The following is a 22,807-nucleotide window of genomic DNA, read 5'->3' on the forward strand; positions in this document are numbered from 1 at the left end:
TTTATATTATTACAGTCCAACGTTAAGGCCAATCATAAATGTGCGTGGTCTTGGGTAATCATATAGTGAGTAACCTTGATCAAAGGCTTGACTACCATTAGAACTTTCCGGGTCGTATCCAGGATACTTGGTTGAGACAAAAAAGTTCTGTACAGAAGTGTAAATTCTTAACCTGTTTAGGTGTAAACGCTCTACTAGTTCTGGCTTAAAAACGTATGAAAGCATTAAGTTACGTCCTCTTAGAAAAGAGGCATCTTTTAATTTACCAGAGTCATTATTAGTATCGTAACCTGCAGCAATAGGTCTTATTTGTGCAATATCCGTATCCTGATTGTCCGGTGTCCATGCATTAAGTACTGTTGAAAAACTATTTGCTATAGTCTGGCGATCTTCTGCCGAATGTTCATCACGATACATTACACTGTTTCCGTATTGGAATTGAAGGTCAACAAGTAGTTCTAGGTTGCCATATCTAAAAGTGTTAGAAAAAGTTCCAAACCCATCTGCTATCCCTTTTCCTAGGATTGCTCTGTCATCACTATTGATAGCTCCGTCATCATTTAAATCTCTATATTTTATATCACCGGGGAGTCTGTCATAGATTGCCGCTTCGGCAGCTTCATCAGTGTTCCATGTACCTTCATCAATATACCCGAAGAACGTTCCAACAGGTTCTCCTTCACGAATAAGAGTTGAGCCTAAGAAAATATCCGAACCTCCGGATAATGCTACGACCTTATTTTTGTTGATTGAAATATTAAAATTAGTATCCCAACCAAAAATCTTATTATTAACATTGGTAGTGTTTAAGGTGATTTCAATACCCTTGTTTTCCATACTGCCTACATTTTGGAATACATTTGTGAAACCGCTAGTGGAAGGAACTGGCGCTTCAAGAAGCATGTCTGTAGTTAACTTACGGTATGCATCTATCTCAAGAGCAATTCGGTTATTTAAAAGACCTATTTCGATTCCTGCATCTACTTGTTCCGTTTTTTCCCATTTTAAATCAGGATTGGCCATACGTTCCGGAATATTAAAAGATGCACGGTCACCGGCAAATATTACTGTTCCGCTTTCTAGTCCGGCTAAATATCTATATGCTGGAATTTCAGAATTTCCCGTTGCTCCATAACTGGCTCTAATTTTTAAATTAGAGATGGTTTCACTTTGGGATAAAAAGTCTTCATTAGAAACTCTCCAAGCCAGTGCTGCCGAAGGGAAGAAAGCAAATTGATTCTCAGGACCAAATTTTGATGAACCATCTGCTCGCCCTGTTAAGGTTAACAAGTATTTATTTTGGTGGTTATAATTTACCCGACCAAAATAAGAGTTTAGTCCGTAGGCTATGCGACTAGAAGTTGGTGTTTGCGGGTTAGATCCAGCTGCAAGATTGTTGAAGCCATAAAAATCATCTGCAAACCCCCTTGTCTCAGCTTTTGATTCAAACTCATCTATATGTTGCCAAGATAGTCCTACCATGGCGGTCAATGAATTTTCATTCTCAAAATCTTTGGTATATGTTAGGTAATTTTCAAATTGCCAGGAATTGTAACGCCCATTTTCAACATACGCATTACCATCTGGTTGAGCAATATATCGTAAATCTTTACCACCATAATAATCGTTTCTTTGATTGATTACATTGGCGCCAACAGTAGTTCGCAGTTGTAAGTTCTTATGGAGGGCGATGTTGCTATAAAAATTACCCAAAAGGGTTTGTGTTTTTAGAAAGTACCTTCTATCGTTAGCCACTGCAACAGGGCTTCCACCACCTTCCATTCCAGGGTAGTCTAAGTTAGAACCCCAACTCCCATCTTCATAGGTTACGGGAATTATAGGCAGCGCTTCAAATACTTGGCGCATTGTGGTAATGCCACCTCCACCAAGTTGGTCTACTTGTTTTTCGTTTTGATCATTGTAGCCTAAACTACCGCCCACTCTAAGCCAATCTGTAATGTCTGAGTCCATTGTGAATCTAGCGGAATATCGCTTTAGCCAAGATTCTATGATGAGACCTTGCTCATCACGGAAGCCCATAAAAAGACCATAGTTACCTTTTTGAGTTCCTCCGGTAAAGGATAGTTGATGGTTTTGGGTAAAAGATGTTCTTATGGCTTCGTCTTGCCAATCGGTATCATATAGGGGATTACCCTCAGAATCAAAAAGTCTTGGATCGGTTCTTTTTAGTCTTGGGTCTGTGTATCTGCCGCCGGCCCATCCGTCTGGGTCAAATTTTTCAGCGTTTGCATATGCTGTTTCTTCTACTTGAAGAAATTCCTCGGAATTTAAAAGATCAAGTTTTTTTGGAAGTGTTCCAATGCTAAAATCAACATCGTAATTAAGACGACCACCTCCACTGGTATTTCCTCTTTTTGTACTTACCAAAATAACACCATTAGCACCTCTTGCTCCATAAATTGCTGTTGCAGAAGCATCTTTAAGCACCTCAATAGATTCAATATCATTAGGGTTCATGTAATCTATAGGTGTACTTCCGTTCGGTAGATTGGCTGCACTAAGAATAACCCCGTCAATTACGTAAAGAGGGGTGTTGGCAATACTAACCGAAGTATTACCTCTAATTCTTACCACTGTTCTACCTCCTGGTCTACCTGATCCAGAGGTTATATTGACCCCCGAAACTTTACCAGCTATAGCTTGGTTCATTGAGGCCGCTGGTCTTTCGGCCAATTCCTCAGCTTTTACCGAGCCTACCGCTCCGGTAAGGTCGCTTTTTTTCTGGGTACCATAACCAATGAGAACCACTTCATCTAAGGCCGCTGCACTTTCTTCCAGGCTAACGGTTATATTGTTTTGGCCATTGACCGGTATTTCTGTAGTGGTATATCCTATGTAGGATATGACAAGCACGGCATTTTCGCTACTGACTTCAATGGAAAAATTCCCATCAAAATCTGTGGTGACACCGTTTGTTGTACCTTTTTCAATAATACTTGCACCGGGTAAAGGTTGATTGCCCTGGTCATTAATTGTACCCGTAATTACGTTGTCCTGTTCATTCGATAAAGTATATCGAAGAATGTCATTTTCATTTGAATATCTATCGAAATTATCGATAGATAAACTTGCTCCAAAAGCAGTCTGGAGACATACAATTTGAATACCCAGTAAGAAGCAAAGTTGTTTGATCTTAAAGGGTGATGATGTTGAGATCATAGTCTAGTTGTTTAGGTTGATGAATCAGTTAGGGGGATTTTATTTCAAATGTAATCGTATGATTGATGCAGGTACACCTGAAAAAATACAATTATTGGTACTTTTTTGTCATTTTGTATGGCATTGATATTTTACGGCTATCCTTTTTAGGAATAGCACATATTTATATACGGCTAATTATGGTTTTGGAAATTTTAATACTAAATACTCATTTTTTTATGACCTCAGATGAATTTTGTGTTTGTGGATGTTAATCAAAAAACGTTGTAAATAACAGAGGCGAAGTGCAGATAACAAAGAAGGGTAACTAATTTAAGTCTTGATGTTAAGCAAGAGAAACGTATTCTATTTTATATCTAGAATAGATGTGATTTTATAAAACACCTATTATTTTTCCAAGAATAGGTGTTTGATAGAAAGGATAAAATAGTAGGAATTTGAATAAAACTAAAAAAGCTCTTCCATTTAATTGGATGAGCTTTTTTTTTAGAGAAAAATTAAATGTGATTTATTTCATTGGATGTTCCTGTAGAAGTTCTTCCGGAGAATAGAAACCTTCCTTGTCTTTAATTTGCTCACGTACTTCTTTAACTTTTTCAACAGATATTGGGGAAGCTTTATTACCGAATGTATTTCTTACATAAGTTAATACGGCGGCTGTTTCCTCTTCATTCAATAATTTTCCAAATGGGGTCATAGGTACTTGGCCGGGATATTTTTTGCCTTTTACTTCAATAGGACCCATGATTCCGTTTGTAGTAAGCTTTATTAATCTTTCTTCACTACCCGTTACCCATTTAGATCCTGCTAGGGGAGGGAAACCGGCAGCACTTAATCCTTCTCCATCAGATTGGTGACAAGTGGCGCAATACCCATCACGCTCATAAATTTCTTGTCCTGCCATTAAAAGTTCTAAATCTTTTCCTTTTAAATCTGTTTCAATAACATCTTTTGCTTTTTCACCAGCTCTATGTCCGTTTAAATGTGCAAGAGCAGCTTCGTAAGGGCGTTCCATCCATTTATCCAGACCTTTTTTACCAGCTTCTGTAATGATTGGAATACCAATGTCTTTACCAAGTCTAGATGCTGCAACCAATGCTTCCAAACGCACACGTGGGTTGTCATCTTTAGCGGCTTGCATCAACAAATCAGCTTGATTATCTATTTGGTGACCGGTATATCTAAGAACGTTTACTGCAGCAGCACGTGCTCTAAAATCTTTAGCTTGCAATAGTTGGGTCAATAGGTCCTTGTCAATTTGGTTTAATCCCCAAGTAACCCATAGTCCTTCTAATAAATGATGTTCATAACGAGGGTCGTTTTTATCTAAACTAGCGACCCACGTGTCTAATTTTGATAGAACCTCTTCTGCATCACGTGCTCTAAGTTCCCTTTTGGTACGATAGCGAGTTCTGTATTCTTGTAGTTTTAAGTTATTCAATAACTCTTCAATAGTGGCGTCCGCAACTTTAGCAGGTTTAACCAAAGGTCTTGAAGGATAAGTAACCCTATATATTCTACCGTGTACATGGTCTCTTAAGGGATCACGTGCGTTGTGTTGCATATGACCGATCAATACATTGCTCCAGTCTAAAAAGTAAAGTGAACCATCTGGGGCAAACTCCATGTCAACCGGTCTAAAGTTTTTATCATCAGAAAAAATCAGGTCTTTTCTGTGCTCGCTTATATATCCTGCAGTTTCTGGGTCATCTACCATTTTGTGTTGTTTCGTTCCTCTAAAACCTATGGTGTTGTTGATTAACATATCCCCTTGCACATTATCTGGGAAATGACTGCTAGAAATAAATTCCAATCCGGAAGTTGGTCTCACTAAATGTTCTTTTTCGATAAGGTTAGCGGGTATAGGTGAACTTACACCGTAACGAGGAACAATGGTTCCTGGCATCATCCAAGTAGCGGCAGGTCCGGAAGTATGTTCAAAGAATGGTTGGCCCCAATCGTCAAAAGCAATTCCCCAAGGGTTTGGTATAGCTAATTGAGCGGTGCGTTCCAAGTGATGTCTTTGGGGGCTGTATCTGTAAAATCCTCCATTGGAACCTCTAATACTTCCATAAGCTGTCTCCACATTAGAATGAAGAAAAGTTCCTTCACCCATATATATAGCCCCTGATGGGTCTGTTGTAAAGGCGCTAATGGCATGGTGAGTGTCATGGTCGTCAAAACCACTTAAAATTATTTCTTTCTTGTCTGCCTTGTCGTCACCATCGGTGTCCTTTAATAATATGAGATTGGTTCCTTGGGACATATAAACTCCCTCTGGTGCAAATTCAAAACCAATAGTAAGATGAAGGCCATCTGCAAAAACAGTTTGTTTGTCGGCTTTGTTATCACCATCCGTATCTTCAAAAATAAGAAGCTTGTCATTTGGTTTACTGTCGCCCGCTTTGTAATGCGGATAGCTGGGCATCACGGCAACCCAAAGTCTTCCTTCATTATCAAAGGACATTTGTACTGGGTTTGCCAAATCTGGAAACTGTTCCTCCGAAGCAAAAAGTTCTACTTTATAGCCCGGAGCTGTTTTAATTTGTGCCAGTGCTTCTTCGCCATAGAGGTATTCTGGATTTCCATTTTTTTCACTCGCCTTATAATTGGTTTTTACTTCAGGAAGTTTTTTAGTTTTAGCATCGGCAGCGGCCAAATCCATTTTTTCGCCATGGTTGGCTTTCCAAATAGCAGTATCACGAATGGCAGTCATTTCACGAATTTTGGCTATTTCAAACGGGTAGTTTTCAGGGCCGTAAGGGTCGTACCTTCTTCCGTATACGTGTACACTATTAGGTATTTTAAAATCGTTGAGCCAGAACCAGTTCTTTTCTTGAACCGCATCATGTACTAATTGCCGATTGGTCTCATCTGCCTGTTTCTTTCCAAAAATGTCATCGGCCAATAGCTTTCCGAATTTTTTATAACCTGAGTCCGTAAGTTGAAATCCTTCTTGAGTCAGATTTTCACTTTCAGTTTCGTACCAGTTTTTAGTAGCATCAAAAGCATTAACAAAAAGAACGCCCTCTTCGGTAGATACTTCTTTCATGGCCTGGGTATATAGCGCTAAATTTTTATTTTCCTTAGTACCATCCGGTAAATCCATCTTATCGGATAGATTTTCAAAGGCAATTGGAGAAACAATTGCTAGTTGAGGGGGTGCTTGACCGTTATACTTAGTGCTCAACGTATGTTTTATGAATGCACGCAATTCTTCCTTATAATTTGATAATCCTTCTTGACCTTCAAATGATTCTATATAACCAAAAAATGCAATTATGATATCCGGTTTTAAGCTGGTAATCCATTCGTCAGGAGTGGGGAAGTGACCTACACTACCGGATTGATGGCCCCCATCATCTTCAATAAAATGTATTTTACTTCCAGGGTCATGCTCAAATTTGTCTGCACCGGGAAAAGCCCATGGCGATTTTCTTGCTGCATGAGGTCTAAAAGCGGGTGTGTTTCCACCATCGGCCATATTTCTGATATATAATGAGTCGTTGGGGTATCTTAGCTGCATCTCAGTTTCAAAATGCCCAAATTCCATCATTCTTGAGCCTAAGTTGTTTCCAACTAAAACAATCCTGGAATTTTTTTCTATTGCAAGGGTATTGTTTTCCTTCTCGCTGCATGCCAAAAAGAAAATTGCAACAGCACAGGTAGTGAAGAGCCTCCCTATGCTTAATTTTTTAATTATTTTCATAATATGCTGAATAAATTGTTTTGAGAATTGAGTTAATGTTGATTTGGTTTATGGTAATATTTGGTTGAATGCTGTGAAATTAATAAGTTTAAGTTATTATTGTACTTTTTACACTTGTTAATATCGGAATTTGTATCCACATTAGCTGAGCTATTTTTAAAAAAATGCGAATAAAGTTAGAATGTTAGTGCGAGTGTAGACAAAACTATGATACATTTTGAATTAAATTATCCTGTATCTTACTAAAAGTTGGTACTTTTTTATCATATATTGATGTCTAAATGTATTTCTAAAGAAAATTTATGAGTGCTCCAAGTATAGAAAAGACGTTAACGCCAAAGGAAACTTTTATATATAAAGACCTCATTGGTCCCTTTTTTAATCCCAATTGGCATTTTCATCCGGAGTTTCAGATTTCGTATATAATGGAAGGTGAAGGCACCCGGTTTATTGGCGACCATGTTCAGAATTTTAAAAAGGGTGATTTGGTTATGACAGGGCCAAATTTACCTCACTTGTGGAGAAATGATAATGCCTATTTTAAAAAGGATAGTGGATTATCAACTAGAGGGTTGGTTATCTATTTTGACCATGTACTCTTGAGCGAACCACTTCTGGAGATGGAAGAGTTTTATAAAATTAATAAGCTTGTTGCTCATTCATTGCGAGGGGTAGAGTTTCATGGGGAAACCAGAGATATTATTATAAGGTTTCTTTTGGAGCTAGATAAGCAAAAGGGTTTTAAACGGATTTTAAAACTTTTGGAAATTTTAGATACGTTGGCCAATAGTACGGAATATACCATATTGGCTAGCCCAAATTATATGAACGCGTTTAAAGGGGGCGATGCAGAAAAGATGCGTAAAGTATATGATTATGTAATGACAAATTTTAAGACCAATATTTCTTTGGATGAAGCATCGAGCTTGTTAAATATGACTACTACTTCTTTCTGTAGATACTTTAAACCTAGGGCCAATAAGACTTTCACGCGTTTTGTGAATGAAATACGAATAGGGCATGCAAGAAAATTATTGTTGGAAGATAATTTTAATATTTCTCAAATTAGTTATGAGTGTGGTTATAACGCCTTATCCAATTTTAATAGACAATTTAAGTCTATTACGGACATGAGTCCGCTTGAGTACAGAAAGTTATTTTTAAATATTCAAACTCCAGTCTAGTATTATAAAAGTGAGTGGAATTTACCTTGGAATAGGGAAAAAAAGTATCAACCTTTAAGAAAATAAAGGAATTTTGAAGTTTCATTAAGTGCTAGATTTGTTAATTGCTTAGAATTTATAGCGCATAATAGTCAAATACGGAAGAAAGGCGCAGTAAAATTTAGCTTTTACCACATATATACTAGATTTTAAATTAACCATTATAGAATGAAAATAGGAATGAATATGTTGCTGTGGACAAACCATGTCACGGAGCAGCACTTTAGTATAGTAGACACACTAAAAGAAACTGGATACGACGGTATTGAACTTTTTTTTGGAGAGGGTAGTGAAAAATACTATTCGCAATTAGGCAATCACTTTTCCGGTATGAATATGGGTGTTACCGGTGTTGCATCATTATCCGCAGAACAGAACATTGCTAGTCCTGACAAGAAAGTTAGAGAAGCTGGACTAGAGCGTCTAAAATGGTCTATTGATATGGGAGCAGCTGCAAATGCAGAGGTTTTATGTGGCCCGTTTCATTCTACATTTGCACTATTTACAAGGCAACCGCCCACTTTGGAAGAGAAAAAATGGAGTAATGAAATGTTGTTAAAAGCAGCAGAGTATGCCAAAGGTGCCAATATTGTGCTTACCCCTGAAGCCGTTAATAGATTTGAGTGTTACCTATATAATACAATGGCAGATTTAGGTGAAATGGTAAAAGCAGTTAACCATCCGAATTTAGGCGCCATGTTTGATACCCATCATGCCAATATAGAGGAGAAAAGTCAATCTGGAGCTATAAAAACCATAGCCCCGCATCTAAAACATGTACACATTAGTGAAAATGATAGGGGAACACCTGGTAGAGGGCAGGTAAACTGGCCAGACGTTTTTACCGCTTTAAAAGAGATTGATTATAAAGGTTGGCTAACTATAGAAGCATTTAGTACAACCATTCCGGAATTTGCTAATGCTATTAATGTATGGCGAAACTACTCCCCCGTAGAAGAAGTGTATACAGAAGGATTTAAACTCATATCCGAAGGATTGGGAATTACCAAATAAGCATCTTTAAAACTTGAACAGAATGAAAAATGTATTGCCAATCGTAATTTGTCTATTTTTATTTGCGTGTAAAGAGCAGAAAAACACCGTTACTAAAGAACCTGAAATGGCTCAAGAGGTAGATTCTCCTAAAAAATGGCTAACCTTTGAAGGTGCCGATGAAAACGCCAAGCATATTGTAATGATTTCTGGAGATGAAGAATACCGTTCAGAAGAAGCGTTGCCGCAATTGGCTAAAATCCTATCAAATCATCATGGTTTTAAATGTACTGTATTGTTCGCTCAAGAGGAGGATAAGCCCGGGATTGTTAACGCCAATCATGTAAATAATATACCAGGTTTGGAAGCTTTGACTTCGGCAGATATGATGGTGATCTTTACACGTTTTCGGGCGTTGCCGGATAATCAGATGAAATTTATTGATGATTACTTAAAATCGGGAAAACCGGTAATGGGGCTTAGGACGGCTACTCATGCTTTTAATTTTCCTAAAAACTCAGATTCTGAATATGCACATTATAGTCATAATTACGAAGGGGATAAAACGGATTGGCATGGCGGATTTGGGCGTTTGGTTCTTGGTGAAAAATGGATAAATCATCATGGTCATCACAAGCATCAAAGTACTAAAGGTATGGTAGCTATTGGAGCGCAAACAACTGGTATTACCAATGGAATTTCTGATGGTGACGTATGGGGCGCGAGCGATGTTTACGGGGTTCGTCTTCCGCTTCCGGGAGATTCTCAGCCTATCATTTTAGGTCAAGTAATGAATAGAAAGGGCGAGTTTGATGAAAATGATGTCTTTTATGGAATGAAACCTACCGATGATGAAATAGCTACAACCAATAAGGATGGTGAAAGCCTTGGTGACGAATTAATGCCCGTTACTTGGGTAAAAAGTTACCAATTACCAGGCGGAAAAAAAGGGAAAGCTTTTACTTCTACCGTTGGTGCTGCGAACGATTTGTTAATAGAAGGAACACGAAGATTATTGGTGAACGGTGTATTCTGGTCTCTTGACTTAGAAATACCGGAAAAGGCAGATGTAAGCTTGGTAGGGGAGTATCAACCTACAAAATTCGAGTTTAGAAAAGACGATTACTGGCCGGCAAAACAAGTGAATGTAGAGAGTTTTGAGTAGTATATTTAAAGGAACGGCTGAAGACGACACGGTATAAAAATGGGTTAGTGCAGAAGGGATATCCATACCAAAGAGTGGATTATCTTTTGTGCACTTTCTTGTCTTAGAAACGCATAGGCGCGCTTCATTTGAGTCTTTACCGTATTTATGGATATGCCTTGGTTTTCGGCAATTTCCGCATAGCTCTGACCATTTAATATAGCAGAAATAAATATTTGTCTTCTGCTATCCGGGAGTTGGTCTAAAAGAGCCAAAATGCTTCCGTTAGCAGAAGGAATGTCGGTTATTTTTGGTTCTTCGGAACGTTCAATAGACAAATTCTCCAGAACGGATTTTTGTTTTTTTGCTTTCTCAAGGTTTTTCAGACTCAGGTTTTTTACGGCTTTAATGGCATAAGCTTTAAAGGAAACCGTAAGCGAAATCGCTTCTTTACGTTGCCAATATGAGATGAAAAATTCTTGAACTATATCCTTGGCAGTATCCCTGTCTTTTACAATTCCAAACGATACCAAACATAGAAGAGGAAAGTACTCTTTGAAGAGTAATTCCATTTCACGGTTCGTTTGTTTTTTGAACAAGGGCATGCTAAAAAATGTTGATTTACAAAAGGTTAAAATTGATTATTTGATGGAAAATTAAAGTCAATTATAGTGATTTAATTTCAGCTAATATAAAAAATTATCATATTCTTAAAAAAATCACAATTTGTTGTCACCCTAATTTTCTTTTATGAGAACCTATAAGTAAAAGCACCTAATAATGCGCCGTATAGAAAAAATAAAGTCGGTTTTATTGAACATTAAAGAGTCCGGTGAAATTGACGAAGGAGCCTTAAACGGGTTAACCAAAAGTGAAAAGGAGATGGTCTTTTCACTTTATGAGGAGAATCTTATTACAGAGGGCTTACTCTTTTTGGAAGAATTAGATACGGATAAGGAATGGCAGCAATTGCTACAAAGAAAGATGGGTTCAAAAAAGAGCTCAAGTAATTTTGTACAGCCCTACTTAAAATATGCGGCAATTGTAATTGCCTTCTTATCTGTGGGGTATTTCTTGGTTAATGATAAAGATGATAAGCCGTTTCCCATTTCAGAAATGGCGATAAAGTTAAAGGTTGGAGATAATGACGTAAAGGTTTTAAAAAAAGGGGAGAGTCAACAAATCGTTTCTAGCACAGGTAAGATTTTAGGTATCCAGCAAGATGATAAAATTACGTATAGCCCAGATTCTGATATAGAGGAATTAATCTATAATGAATTGGAGGTTCCTTTTGGTAAAATTTTTAATGTTGAATTATCGGACGGAACAGTTGTTCATTTAAACTCAGGTTCTAAGTTAAGGTATCCGGTAAAGTTTTTGAAAAAAACAAAAAGAGAAGTTTTTATTGAAGGAGAAGCCTATTTTAAGGTGTCTAAAGATACGGAACACCCTTTTATCGTTCATGCTAACGAAGTTGCGGTTGAAGTATTGGGTACGGAGTTTAATGTGTCCTCCTATGAAGAAGATAAGGAGATAAACACGATATTGGTAGAGGGGTCTGTAAGTATTAGCAACAGTATTTCTCCGGAAGATAACATAGTAATTAAGCCAGGTATAAAAGCCACATGGGACAAACAATCATACGCTACTAAAACAGAAAATGTTGATGTGAATCTGTATACAGGATGGATAGACGGCAAACTTAGATTTAGAAGTACACTTTTTTCTGATATGCAGAAGAAACTAGAGAGAAGTTATAATGTGTCCATTACAAATTACAACACAGAATTAGCGAACAAAAAATTGAATGCCCATTTTAATGTGAATATAGAATCTATTGAAGATGTAATGAAATCCATTGGGGAGATCTACCCCTTGAAATATGAGATAAGTGGAGAGGAAATTACAATACAATAAGTAACAGAAATAAAAACATTGCCTATGTAATAAAGTTATGAATGAAAAAATCGGAAAATGCTTGAGACCATTTCCCGATTGAATAAGTGCGAATTAAACAACGTTTTCTTAATTATTTAATCCAACCAAAACTATGAAAAAATTCTTTAGTAGGGGGGTGCCGCTTAGGTATTTCCCTAAAATGGACCTAAAAATGAAACTGACCACTATCTTAATTATAGTTTCATTGTTCAAGATTCAGGCTAACTCCTATGCACAGGGTAAGAAATTGACATTGGACCTTGAAAATGCAAGTGTAGAGCAGGTTTTTAATAAAATCGAATCTATATCTGAATTTCGCTTTTTATATGAAAGTGAACAGATAGACCTTAAAAGAAAGGTAACGCTTCATGTTGAGAATAAGAAAATTTCTGATATTCTAAATCAACTGTTCAACCATACGGATGTGGGTTTTAAAACACGTAATCGGCAGATAATACTAGCAAGAAAAAACTTGGTAATAGGTAAGTCTCCTGGCGTTTTTGAATCTAAATCAAAAAGTAAAGAGGACGACATCCAATTTCAAGTATCCGGTATGGTTTTGGATGCGGATGGGGCTCCGTTGCCGGGTGCAAACATTGTAGAGAAAGGAACAACCAATGGTACCCAAACAGATTTTGATGGGAAATTTTTACTAGAAGTAGCTGATGATACTGCCGTTCTGGTGGTTTCCTATATAGGTTTTGCTACTAAGGAGATCAGTATAAATGGTCAAGCTAATATCTCTGTTAGTTTAGCGGAAGATGCTGCAGGTCTTGACGAAGTTGTTGTGGTTGGCTATGGTACGGTGAGAAAAAAAGATTTAACGGGGTCGGTATCCTCGGTAAAAGGATCGGATCTAGAAAAAACACCATCCAATACCTTTGTACAATCCTTACAGGGTAAGGCTTCGGGTGTTGATATTAGGGCGGCATCCAACGCGCCAGGAGGAGGTATTAGAATTAGGGTAAGGGGTACGAACTCAATTAACGCTTCTAGTCAACCTCTTTATGTGGTTGATGGTTTTCCAATTGATAATGGCAATACAACTCCGGAAGCTGGAGGTAACAGAGCCTCTGCAAGCGATCCGTTAACGAGTATCAGTTCTTCGGAAATTGCATCTATTGAAGTTCTAAAAGATGCTTCGGCAACGGCAATTTACGGAGCAAGAGGTGCTAACGGTGTTGTGATCGTTACCACTAAAAGAGGTGGTATAGGTAAGGCTAAAATCGATTTTGAATATTCAACAAGCATTAGTACGGTTAGGAAAAAGTTAGATTTGACAAATGCCGAAGAGCTGGCAATTTTAACCAATGAATGGGCTACAAATAATGACCTTCCTTTAATTTATGATGGAATAAATAAACCATTGCCTGCAGATTTAGGTGAGGGAACAGATTGGCAAGACCAGATTTTTAGAAGTGCAATTACCAATAATTATAATCTTACCGTCTCTGGGGGGAAGGAAGGAACTAGGTATCTGGTTTCCGGTAATTATATGGATCAAGATGGAATAATAATTGAATCTAATTTTAAACGAGCAGGGCTTAAATTCAATCTGGACCAAGATTTAGGAGAAAGACTAAAGTTCGGCATGAATACCAATATTACCAGAACCATAAATGATGCTGTAGATTCTGATGGTGGAGGATATCAAAATGATACACCCTTGTGGAATGCTTTGGCTACTACTCCCGTAATTCCCGTTACCGATGAAGATGGTAATTATGTGCACAATCATGATGAAACGGTAAAAGTACTGGAGAACCCCGTGTCAATTGCTAAAACGCGAACAGATCTTACTTACACCACACGAATTTTAAGTAACGCTTTTTTACAATATCAATTTTTTAATGGTTTTTCTTTCAAGGCAAATTTTGGTGCGGATTTAATCAACTCAAAAAGAAATGCGTATACCCCTACAACGGCAGAAACGCAGGCGCTCCCTAATAATGGAATTGCATCTATTGGTTCTTTACAACGAACAAACTTATTGGCAGAATATACATTCAACTATAATAAGACTATAGGCGAACGGCACCGTATAGATGCTGTCGTAGGATATACGTATCAGAATAATAAGGTGGAGAGCGTATTCTCGCGTACCGATGATTTTTTTACAGATCTAGTGGAGTTTAATAATCTTGAACTGGGTTCTGATCCGAGACCATCTGCGAGTGGTGCAACAGAGAGTTCACTATTGTCCTACTTGGGTAGAATCAACTATGTTTTTGATGATAAATATATAATTACCGGATCTATCCGTAGAGATGGTTCTTCTAAATTTGGTACGGGTAAGAAATGGGGTGTGTTTCCATCAGGAGCAATAGCATGGAAATTAGGACAAGAAAACTTTATTCAAAACCTTAATGTCTTTAGTTCTTTAAAACTTAGAGGTAGCTATGGTCTAACAGGTAATGAATCTATAGGAGCCTATAATTCCTTGGCATTGTATGAGGCAACCAATCAACCTATAATTGGCGGTGTTCCGGTTGTTGGCTTGGCTCCAAATCGTATTAATAACCCTGACTTAAAATGGGAGCGTACAAAACAGACCGATGCTGGACTTGAAATGAGTTTTTTTGATGGTCATCTGAATTTAGAGGCCGGCTACTATGTGAAAACTACCGAAGATCTTTTGTTAAGCGTGGCCATTCCTACGCAATCAGGTTACAATACTAGCGTACAAAACATCGGGAAAGTGGAGAATAAGGGGTTTGAATTTGATCTTGGAATAAGTCATAATTTTGGACAGCTTACTTGGAATTCTAATTTCAATATTTCCTTTAATCGTAATGAGTTACTGGAACTTCCCGAAGGAACGGACGAATTGATCAATACAATTGGAAGAGGTGAAACTGCTTACGGACAATCTATAGCTCGGGTAGGGGAGCCATTAGGTCAGTTCTTTGGATACCGTTTTGATGGTATTTGGGAGTCAGAAGAAGAAATTATAGCTGGTGGAAATACAGTTGGCGGTGTAAATAGGGTAGGACTTCCTAAATACAGAGATTTAAATGGTGACGGCTTCAGGCAAAATTTAGATGATAAGGAAATTGTAGGTAATCCTAATCCAGATTTCATATACGGATTCACCAATTCGTTTGCGTATAAGAACCTGAACCTCTCCATATTTATCAATGGTAGTCAAGGCAATGATTTGGCAAATATGAATACGATTGGCCTATACGCTCAACCTCAAAAGCACAATGTATTACAAAAAGCTTTTGATGAACGTTGGCAAGGACCGGGAACCAGCACCACCATTGAAGCCCCTCTTACCAATGCCGGTGAGTGGAAGAATTTTAGTGATAGAAATGTTGAAGATGGTTCGTATTTGCGAGTAAAAACCATAAATCTTTCATACAATCTGCCTGTAGATGACCTGGGTTTCAATTGGTTTAGAAGTGCTCAATTGTTTATTGCGGCAGATAATTTAATTACAGTAACCAATTATACCGGTTTTGACCCAGAAGTAGATTTATATGCTTCTAGTAACGTCAGCTTTGGTGTTGATAACGGAGCCTATCCGTCATCACGTACGTTTAGGATTGGAATGAAATTGGGATTTTAAATTAAAGAGAAAAATATCATGAAAAATATAAAATACATAGGTAGTGTTATGATGTCTTTCGCTCTGTGGTTGACGTCTTGTGAAAGTGATCTAGAGGAAAATCCTGCTGGGAATATCAGTATTGCAAATTTTTATTCTTCGGAGGATGATGCGGTAACGGGTCTATACGGAGTCTATAACTCAGTGTATGACCTGTATGGTAACACAATAATAAATTATGGAGAGGTAAATGCGGATAATGCTACGGTATCTCCAAATGTTTCAGATTTGTTCGAGTGGGATGAGTTTACCTATAGCAACGAGCTTACGGAAGGGTTTTGGAGGTCAGCTTATGACGGAATAAACTTGGCTAACGAAGTTGCACTTTACACAGCAGAAATAGATTTTGATGAAGAAAAAAGAGCGGATATAGTTTCCGAATCAAAGGCATTGCGTGCACTTTTTTACTGGCATATGGTACGTATAATGGGAGGAGTACCTATTTATGAAATCCCTACAATAGGCTTTGAAGAGGTGGATAGGGCCCGTGCAACTGAGGAAGAAGTGTATGCTTTGATTTTTAGGGATTTGACCGAAGCTGCTTTGGAATTACCCACTACTAGCCTTGCCGGTAGACTAAATGCCCACATTGTGGATGCCTTATTGGCTAGGATATATTTGTATAGAAATGATTTTCCTAATGCATTGGTTCATGCCAAACGAGTAATTGATTCAGGTTCATTTGATCTTTTTGCGGATTATGCACATATTTTTAAAACAGAGCACAACAATGGTATTGAGCATATTTATCAGATTCAATACCTGAGTGGGGAGAGGAACAATCCCATTCCCGGAACCTTTGGCCCCCGTGCTCTTCCGGGGCAGTATGGAAATTCTTTTTGGGCAAATACGGTTGTTGGGGGGTCAATAGCTCCAAGTGATGAATTCGTTTCTGAAAATCCAACATCCTATAGGAAATCCGTTACCATAGCAGATAGTTATGAGCATATTGATGGTGTTACCGGAACTATTACCATGGAAGAAGCCTACGGTCCTGGTGTTTTTCCATACTACGTTAGTAAGTTTGATGATCGTGCGGCAGAATTGCAATCAGGAGTAAATTTAAATGTAATTAGGTATGCAGATGTTTTGTTGATTGCGGCAGAGGCGTCAAACGAGGTTGATCCAGCTGCTTCCGAAAAGTATACATGGATAAACAAAGTGAGAGCGAGAGCAAGAAATGGAGTAGAAGCAGACCTTCCCGACTTGGCAGGTCTTTCACAAGACGAATTTAGAACCGCTGTGCTCGAGGAAAGAAGGTTTGAGTTGGCCTTTGAAGGACAAAGAGCATGGGACTTAAAAAGGAGGGGAGATTTTTTAACCACCTTAAGAGCTCAAGGTAAAACGGTGGAAGATTACAAATTGCTTTTTCCTATTCCTAACAATCAGGTTAGGTTAAATCCAAATTTAACTCAAAACGAGGGTTGGTAATTCATACGGACCTTGACAATTAATATAGTTTTATTTCGTGAGTTAGTTAATGTATTTGGTTGGAGGGATTTTCATGTCTCTCTGACCAGATATGTTTAATGTTTTAATTTTTAATGGTAATCAAAATAATGACAAAAACGGATATAAAATTAGTTGTAAGCGGATTTTTTACATTGATTACTTTGTTGAGCTGTTCTGAAAAAACTAAAACAGCAGCTGTTGAAACCATTGACAATGAGAGACCGAACATTATCTTACTTATGGCAGATGATCAAGGTTGGGGAGATACGGGCTATAATGGCCATCCACATTTAAAAACTCCTAATCTAGATAAAATGGCCAGGAATGGAGTTGTTTTTGAGCGTTTCTACGCGGCGTCTGCAGTATGTTCTCCAACAAGGGGTAGTGTAATGACCGGTAGACACCCCTTGCGTTATGGGATATGTCATGCCAATTGTGGTCATATAAAATCGGAAGAAATTACCTTAGGGGAAATGGTAAAAAAGCTGGGGTATACCACAGGTCATTTTGGTAAATGGCATTTAGGTACGCTCACACGAGATACAGTTGAGGCAAACCGGGGTGGGAGGCCTAAATTCGATGCTGATTATGCTCCACCTTGGGATCATGGTTTTGATGTTAGTTTTGTTACGGAATCAAAAGTGCCAACCTGGAACCCGATGATTACACCACCAAAATCTTCTGGTGATGTACGCGGAGATTTGGAAGAAGGTAAACCTTTTTTTACTTCATACTGGACAGGACCGGGTCAAATAGCAACCGATAATTTAGAGGGTGATGATTCAAGAGTTATTATGGATCGGGCGATTCCTTTTATTGAAAATGCAGTAAAAAGTGAAAAACCTTTTTTAAGTATAATTTGGTTTCATACGCCACATCTCCCTGTCTTGGCAGGTGGTGATGATAGGGAACAGTATGCCAATTTATCCGAAGATCAGCAACATTATTATGGTGTTATTTCGGCTATGGATAAACAGGTGGGGCGTCTTCGTGATAAATTAGAAGAATTGGGTGCAGCGGAGAATACCGTTCTTTTTTATACGAGTGATAATGGTCCCGAAGGGAAATCGGTTTCAGGAAGAACCCAAGGAATTACCAGTGGGCTAAAAGGTAGAAAAAGAAGTCTTTACGAAGGTGGAATCCGAGTGCCGGGAATTATGGAATGGCAAGGTAAAATTCAACCAGATACCAAAATAGAAGTGCCTTGCTTTACTTCTGACTATTTTCCTACGATAGCAAATATACTGGGTGTTGATTTAAAGAAAAATGAGCGCCCGTATGATGGTGTTGATTTGCTTCCCATTGTAAAGGGAAAAGTTAAACAAAGGTCAACCCCTTTAGCATTCGAGTTTCAAAAACAAGCAGCATTGATGGATAATGAGTATAAGATTTATAGCAATGACGGAGGGGAACATTTTGAACTTTATAATATTGTGAATGATGCGGGCGAGGAGACGGACCTTTCAAAAGAAGAACCTGAAATATTGAATGCAATGACATTCGTTTGGAGAGAATGGAAAACTTCTCAAGAGAATAGTGCCCAAGAAAATGATTATTAATAAGCCGTCTTTTATAAGATAGGTTTTAAAAACGATTGAATTTAAAAATGAGACAGTTATATATTTATCTAATAGTGATTACATCTTTTGGGCTATCCGCACAAGAGAAACCCAATTTTGTCTTTTTATTTTCTGATGATCAGACCTTTGAAAGTATTCGTGCACATGGTTTTGATGAGGTCTATACGCCAAATTTAGATCGTTTGGTAAATAACGGCACGTCTTTTACCCATGCCTACAATATGGGCGGGTGGAGCGGTGCAATTTGTGTCGCTTCACGTGCTATGATTATTTCGGGATCATATATATGGAATGCTCAAGAAAAAAGTGAAAAATGGGCAAAAGGGGATGCCAAAGCAGTAGATCAAACGTGGGCAAAGCTATTGGAAAAGCAAGGATATGATACCTATATGACCGGAAAATGGCATGTAGAAGCCCCGGCCACTGCAGTTTTTAATGATGCAAGGCACGTACGTCCTGGTATGCCCGGTGATAAAAGAGGAGAGTTGCATGCCGCAATAAAAAGATGGAAAAAGGAATCTGGCGATATGAAGAATTGGAACGATTATATGCCTGTAGGATATGGTCGCCCAACTGGTCCTGAGGATACGGAGTGGTCACCTGCCGATACCCTGCAGGGAGGTTTTTGGGAAGGTGGTAAGCACTGGAGTGAAGTAGTGCGGGACGATGCCCTGTCATTTATTGAAATAGCAAAGCAAAAAGATAATCCTTTTTTTATGTATTTGGCGTTTAGTGCTACTCATGATCCGCGGCAAGCTCCCCAGCGTTTTTTAGATATGTATCCTTTGGAAAATATTAAAGTGCCAGAAAATTTTATGCCGGAATATCCTTGGAAGGATGACATGGGTAATCACCCTGGGCTTAGAGATGAAGCTTTGGCCCCTTTTCCAAGAACCGAGTATGCGGTTAAAGTCCATCGTCAAGAATATTATGCATTGTTGAGCCATATGGATGAGCAAATAGGAAAGATTCTTGATGCTTTGGAGGAAAGTGGAAAAATGGAAAATACCTATATTTTTTTTGGTGCGGATCACGGCATATCTGTAGGGCATCACGGGCTAATTGGAAAACAGAGTATGTTTGATCATAGCGTGCGTATACCTATGATGGTTGTAGGTCCGGGTATACCTAAAGGGAAAGTTTTAGGTCAAGATGTTTATTTGCAAGATATCATGGCTACAACTTTGGAGTTAGCAGATGTGGACAAGCCTGACCATGTACAGTTTCATAGCTTTATGGATATTGTCAACGGGGAGCGTGAAAATAGTCACTACAGTGGAATCTATGGCGCCTATGAGAATGTTCAGCGAATGATTCGTAAAGATGGTTTCAAGCTATTGGTATATCCGAAAATAGAAAAAGTACTTTTATTCGATATGGAAGAAGATCCGAATGAAATGAACGACTTGGCGGATAGGCCTGAATACATTAAAAAGGTCGAAACATTGTTTACTGATCTTTTAGAACTTCAAAAAACGATGGATGATAAATTGTCTCTGCAAGCGATTTATGTGAAGACGCTCAATAAATCCTAAGGGCAACATTATTTTAAATAGTATATCTTTTATCACGGGCCTTGTAGGCAACATTCATTACCAGGCCTATGATAATTAAAAGTATACCTGCAAAACTCCACAAGGTATAAACTTCACCTAGCCACATAAAACCAATAAGTCCGGTAAATAGTACTTCTAGGTATTTAAAAGGGGCTACAAGGTTGTTCGAGGCAATTTGAAAGGCTTTTGTCATGTAGAGTTGCCCTATAAACCCGAAAACCCCTAAAGTAGATAGAAATAACCAGTCTATACCAGTAGGTGTTTCCCAGTAGGATAGCATCAATAGGCCTCCAAAAACAGTGGCTGTAAACATAAAATAGTTTACAATTACAATTGGGTGATCCCTCTTTCCTATTTTACTTATAATAATGTACACCAGTCCGCTAAGCACAGCGGCACCTATTATTAGGGCTAGTCCCGTATTGTGTAAATGGGTGTCTAATCCTTTTAATATCAAAACACCTATAAAAGAGATAATAAAAAATAGCCATTGAACAGGCTTAATTTTTTCCTTTAAAAAGAATATCGCAAAAATTGCGGAAAAAATGGGCGCCAAATAACGTAATGAAACCGCTGTTCCGGCGGAAAGGTATCTCAGTGACATAAAGAACAAGGTCATGGAGCTAGTCCCGACAACGGCTCGCAAGACTAGCAATTTCTTGTTGTTTCCCATTATGGAAATCTTTAGACGTTTTAAAATAGCCATGGTAAGTAAGAAGGAACCAAAACCTCTAAAGAATACAATTTGATAAACGCTATAGTGCTGTAACTGTTTAACGGAGACATTCATTAAGGTAAATGCCAAAGCGCTAATAATCATGTAAAAGAGGACCTTTTTTATGTTCATAACAGAAACATGGGGAGTTTACTACGGAAGTGTAGTGGATAAAAAAAATCCAACCCAATTAATTGGGTTGGATCATATAAATTATTAGTCTATAAAACTAACCCTAGGTTATACCCTTGGTAAATCTCCTTCACCTTTTAAAGGCAGTGCAGATTCTCCCATAAGGTAGGTGTCTACATGGTAAGCTGCTTGACGACCTTCAGAAATAGCCCAGACAATTAATGATTGCCCGCGTCTTTGGTCACCGGCTGCAAATACACCAGGTACGTTTGTTTTATAATCTGCTTCGCTTGCTTTAATATTTGTTCTACCGTCAGCTTCGACGCCTAATTGCTCGGCAATAGTCATTTCAGAACCGGTGAAACCTAGTGCTAAAAGTGCCAATTCACACTTCCATTCTTTCTCGGTACCTTCTACTTCTTTTAAAGTCATAGATTTTCCGGGTTCCTTGACCCATTCTACTTGAGAAGTAATTAAACCTGTTAAGTTACCGTCCTTATCTCCTAAAAACTTTTTAGTAGATATACTGAAAAAACGTTCGGCTCCTTCTTTGTGGGACGTACTCGTTTTTAAGCGCATAGGCCAGAAAGGCCATGGCTGACCTTCCGGTCTTTCTGTGGTAGACATTGGCATAATCTCAAAGTTAGAAACAGAGGTTGCTCCGTGTCTTATTGAAGTACCTATACAGTCAGACCCGGTATCGCCACCACCAATAACAACAACATCTTTCCCCGTTGCTAAAATTTCATTCTCAAAATCTTTCACTCCGTCTACTCTTCGATTGTTCTGCGGTAAGAAATCCATAGCCTGTACAACACCTTTTAGATCCGCACCTTCAATAGGTAGGTTTCTACGAACGGTTGCTCCTCCTGAAAGAACAACGGCATCAAAATCATTTTTAAGGTCTTCCCCAGAAATATCTTTTCCTACGTGAACACCACATTTAAATTCTATACCTTCTTCCTCTAGTACTTTAAGTCTACGGTCTATGATATGTTTTTCCATTTTAAAGTCAGGAATACCATAACGCAAAAGGCCGCCTGGTTTTTCGTCTCTTTCAAAAACGGTAACGGTATGGCCTGCACGGTTTAACTGTTGAGCTGCAGCAAGGCCAGCAGGACCAGACCCTACAATGGCAACTTTTTTATTCGTTCTATTTTTAGGTGGTTCAGCAACGATCCAACCTTTTTCAAAAGCTTTTTCTGCAATATTTTTCTCAATATTCTCAATGGTTACCGGGTCTTCGTTGATGCCTAGTACGCAAGCTTCTTCACAAGGTGCCGGACAAAGTCTGCCGGTAAATTCCGGGAAGTTGTTCGTTGAGTGCAAAATTTCAGCTGCTTTTTCCCATTTGGCACGGTATACCGCATCATTAAAATCAGGTATTAAATTACCCAATGGGCAACCACTATGGCAAAAGGGAATGCCACAGTCCATACACCTTGCTCCCTGATCTTTTAATTCAGGTTCGTTTAAGGCAACGGTAAACTCATTATAATTTTTTACGCGTTCTTCAACAGGCGCGTACGATTCTACTTTTCTATCGAATTCCAAAAATCCTGTTATCTTTCCCAT

13 protein-coding genes are annotated in these 22,807 nt (G+C 38.4%); 8 read left to right on the top strand and 5 right to left on the bottom strand.

What is annotated here, in order from left to right; genetic code table 11:
* Window positions 1-9: 9 nt before the first annotated feature.
* Together P0077_RS12320 and P0077_RS12325 are read right to left on the bottom strand one after the other, a co-directional pair.
* Window positions 10-3,180: a SusC/RagA family TonB-linked outer membrane protein gene (locus tag P0077_RS12320; RefSeq protein WP_276165538.1), complete on the bottom strand. Its 3,171-nt coding sequence runs from the start codon at window positions 3,178-3,180 to the stop codon at window positions 10-12.
* Between the two features lie 508 nt (window positions 3,181-3,688).
* Window positions 3,689-6,889, bottom strand: a complete 3,201-nt coding sequence (locus P0077_RS12325) for a PVC-type heme-binding CxxCH protein (protein ID WP_276165539.1) — start codon at window positions 6,887-6,889, stop codon at window positions 3,689-3,691.
* Between the two features lie 302 nt (window positions 6,890-7,191).
* On the opposite strand from P0077_RS12325, the gene P0077_RS12330 reads away from it, so the two are divergent.
* The 3 genes from P0077_RS12330 (at window position 7,192) to P0077_RS12340 (ending at window position 10,270) form a co-directional block, all read left to right on the top strand.
* Window positions 7,192-8,073: an AraC family transcriptional regulator gene (locus P0077_RS12330; RefSeq protein ID WP_276165540.1), complete on the top strand. Its 882-nt coding sequence runs from the start codon at window positions 7,192-7,194 to the stop codon at window positions 8,071-8,073.
* A 207-nt stretch (window positions 8,074-8,280) separates the two neighbouring features.
* Complete coding sequence (locus P0077_RS12335; protein ID WP_276165541.1) at window positions 8,281-9,126, top strand: sugar phosphate isomerase/epimerase family protein; 846 nt, start codon at window positions 8,281-8,283, stop codon at window positions 9,124-9,126.
* A 22-nt stretch (window positions 9,127-9,148) separates the two neighbouring features.
* A complete protein-coding gene (locus P0077_RS12340; RefSeq protein ID WP_276165542.1) occupies window positions 9,149-10,270 on the top strand; it encodes a hypothetical protein in 1,122 nt (373 codons plus the stop codon).
* Between the two features lie 44 nt (window positions 10,271-10,314).
* Here P0077_RS12340 and P0077_RS12345 read toward each other — a convergent pair whose 3' ends face one another.
* Window positions 10,315-10,821, bottom strand: coding sequence for a sigma-70 family RNA polymerase sigma factor (locus P0077_RS12345; protein WP_276165543.1), 507 nt, complete (start codon window positions 10,819-10,821; stop codon window positions 10,315-10,317).
* A 208-nt stretch (window positions 10,822-11,029) separates the two neighbouring features.
* Between P0077_RS12345 and P0077_RS12350 the strand changes: the two genes are divergently transcribed.
* The 5 genes from P0077_RS12350 (at window position 11,030) to P0077_RS12370 (ending at window position 20,364) form a co-directional block, all read left to right on the top strand.
* The gene (locus P0077_RS12350) at window positions 11,030-12,166 is read left to right on the top strand and encodes a FecR family protein (RefSeq protein ID WP_276165544.1); all 1,137 of its coding nucleotides are present in this window, start codon (window positions 11,030-11,032) and stop codon (window positions 12,164-12,166) included.
* A gap of 133 nt (window positions 12,167-12,299) precedes the next feature.
* Entirely contained in the window at window positions 12,300-15,758 is a 3,459-nt protein-coding gene (locus tag P0077_RS12355) for a TonB-dependent receptor (RefSeq protein ID WP_276165545.1), read from the top strand.
* An 18-nt stretch (window positions 15,759-15,776) separates the two neighbouring features.
* Complete coding sequence (locus P0077_RS12360) at window positions 15,777-17,228, top strand: RagB/SusD family nutrient uptake outer membrane protein (protein WP_276165546.1); 1,452 nt, start codon at window positions 15,777-15,779, stop codon at window positions 17,226-17,228.
* Window positions 17,229-17,356: 128 nt separating this feature from the next.
* Window positions 17,357-18,808 (top strand): sulfatase family protein, encoded by a 1,452-nt coding sequence (locus P0077_RS12365; protein WP_276165547.1) that lies wholly within the window; start codon window positions 17,357-17,359, stop codon window positions 18,806-18,808.
* A 47-nt stretch (window positions 18,809-18,855) separates the two neighbouring features.
* Window positions 18,856-20,364 (top strand): sulfatase family protein, encoded by a 1,509-nt coding sequence (locus P0077_RS12370; protein ID WP_276165548.1) that lies wholly within the window; start codon window positions 18,856-18,858, stop codon window positions 20,362-20,364.
* Window positions 20,365-20,377: 13 nt separating this feature from the next.
* Here the strand turns inward: P0077_RS12370 and P0077_RS12375 are convergent, their stop codons facing one another.
* A complete protein-coding gene (locus P0077_RS12375) occupies window positions 20,378-21,205 on the bottom strand; it encodes a DMT family transporter (protein ID WP_276165549.1) in 828 nt (275 codons plus the stop codon).
* Between the two features lie 135 nt (window positions 21,206-21,340).
* Entirely contained in the window at window positions 21,341-22,807 is a 1,467-nt protein-coding gene (locus P0077_RS12380) for a glutamate synthase subunit beta (RefSeq protein ID WP_276165550.1), read from the bottom strand.

This window comes from Zobellia alginiliquefaciens, from assembly GCF_029323795.1.
Lineage (GTDB): Bacteria > Bacteroidota > Bacteroidia > Flavobacteriales > Flavobacteriaceae > Zobellia > Zobellia alginiliquefaciens.

Bases quoted from the DNA above. Each gene is read 5' to 3' on its own strand.
- P0077_RS12335 (WP_276165541.1), top strand. From the start codon at position 8,281: ATGAAAATAGGAATGAATATGTTGCTGTGGACAAACCATGTCACGGAG.
- P0077_RS12320 (WP_276165538.1), bottom strand. From the start codon at position 3,180: ATGATCTCAACATCATCACCCTTTAAGATCAAACAACTTTGCTTCTTA.
- P0077_RS12370 (WP_276165548.1), top strand. From the start codon at position 18,856: ATGAGACAGTTATATATTTATCTAATAGTGATTACATCTTTTGGGCTA.
- P0077_RS12355 (WP_276165545.1), top strand. From the start codon at position 12,300: ATGAAAAAATTCTTTAGTAGGGGGGTGCCGCTTAGGTATTTCCCTAAA.
- P0077_RS12325 (WP_276165539.1), bottom strand. From the start codon at position 6,889: ATGAAAATAATTAAAAAATTAAGCATAGGGAGGCTCTTCACTACCTGT.
- P0077_RS12380 (WP_276165550.1), bottom strand. From the start codon at position 22,807: ATGGGAAAGATAACAGGATTTTTGGAATTCGATAGAAAAGTAGAATCG.
- P0077_RS12360 (WP_276165546.1), top strand. From the start codon at position 15,777: ATGAAAAATATAAAATACATAGGTAGTGTTATGATGTCTTTCGCTCTG.
- P0077_RS12330 (WP_276165540.1), top strand. From the start codon at position 7,192: ATGAGTGCTCCAAGTATAGAAAAGACGTTAACGCCAAAGGAAACTTTT.
- P0077_RS12345 (WP_276165543.1), bottom strand. From the start codon at position 10,821: ATGGAATTACTCTTCAAAGAGTACTTTCCTCTTCTATGTTTGGTATCG.
- P0077_RS12375 (WP_276165549.1), bottom strand. From the start codon at position 21,205: ATGATTATTAGCGCTTTGGCATTTACCTTAATGAATGTCTCCGTTAAA.
- P0077_RS12365 (WP_276165547.1), top strand. From the start codon at position 17,357: ATGACAAAAACGGATATAAAATTAGTTGTAAGCGGATTTTTTACATTG.
- P0077_RS12340 (WP_276165542.1), top strand. From the start codon at position 9,149: ATGAAAAATGTATTGCCAATCGTAATTTGTCTATTTTTATTTGCGTGT.
- P0077_RS12350 (WP_276165544.1), top strand. From the start codon at position 11,030: ATGCGCCGTATAGAAAAAATAAAGTCGGTTTTATTGAACATTAAAGAG.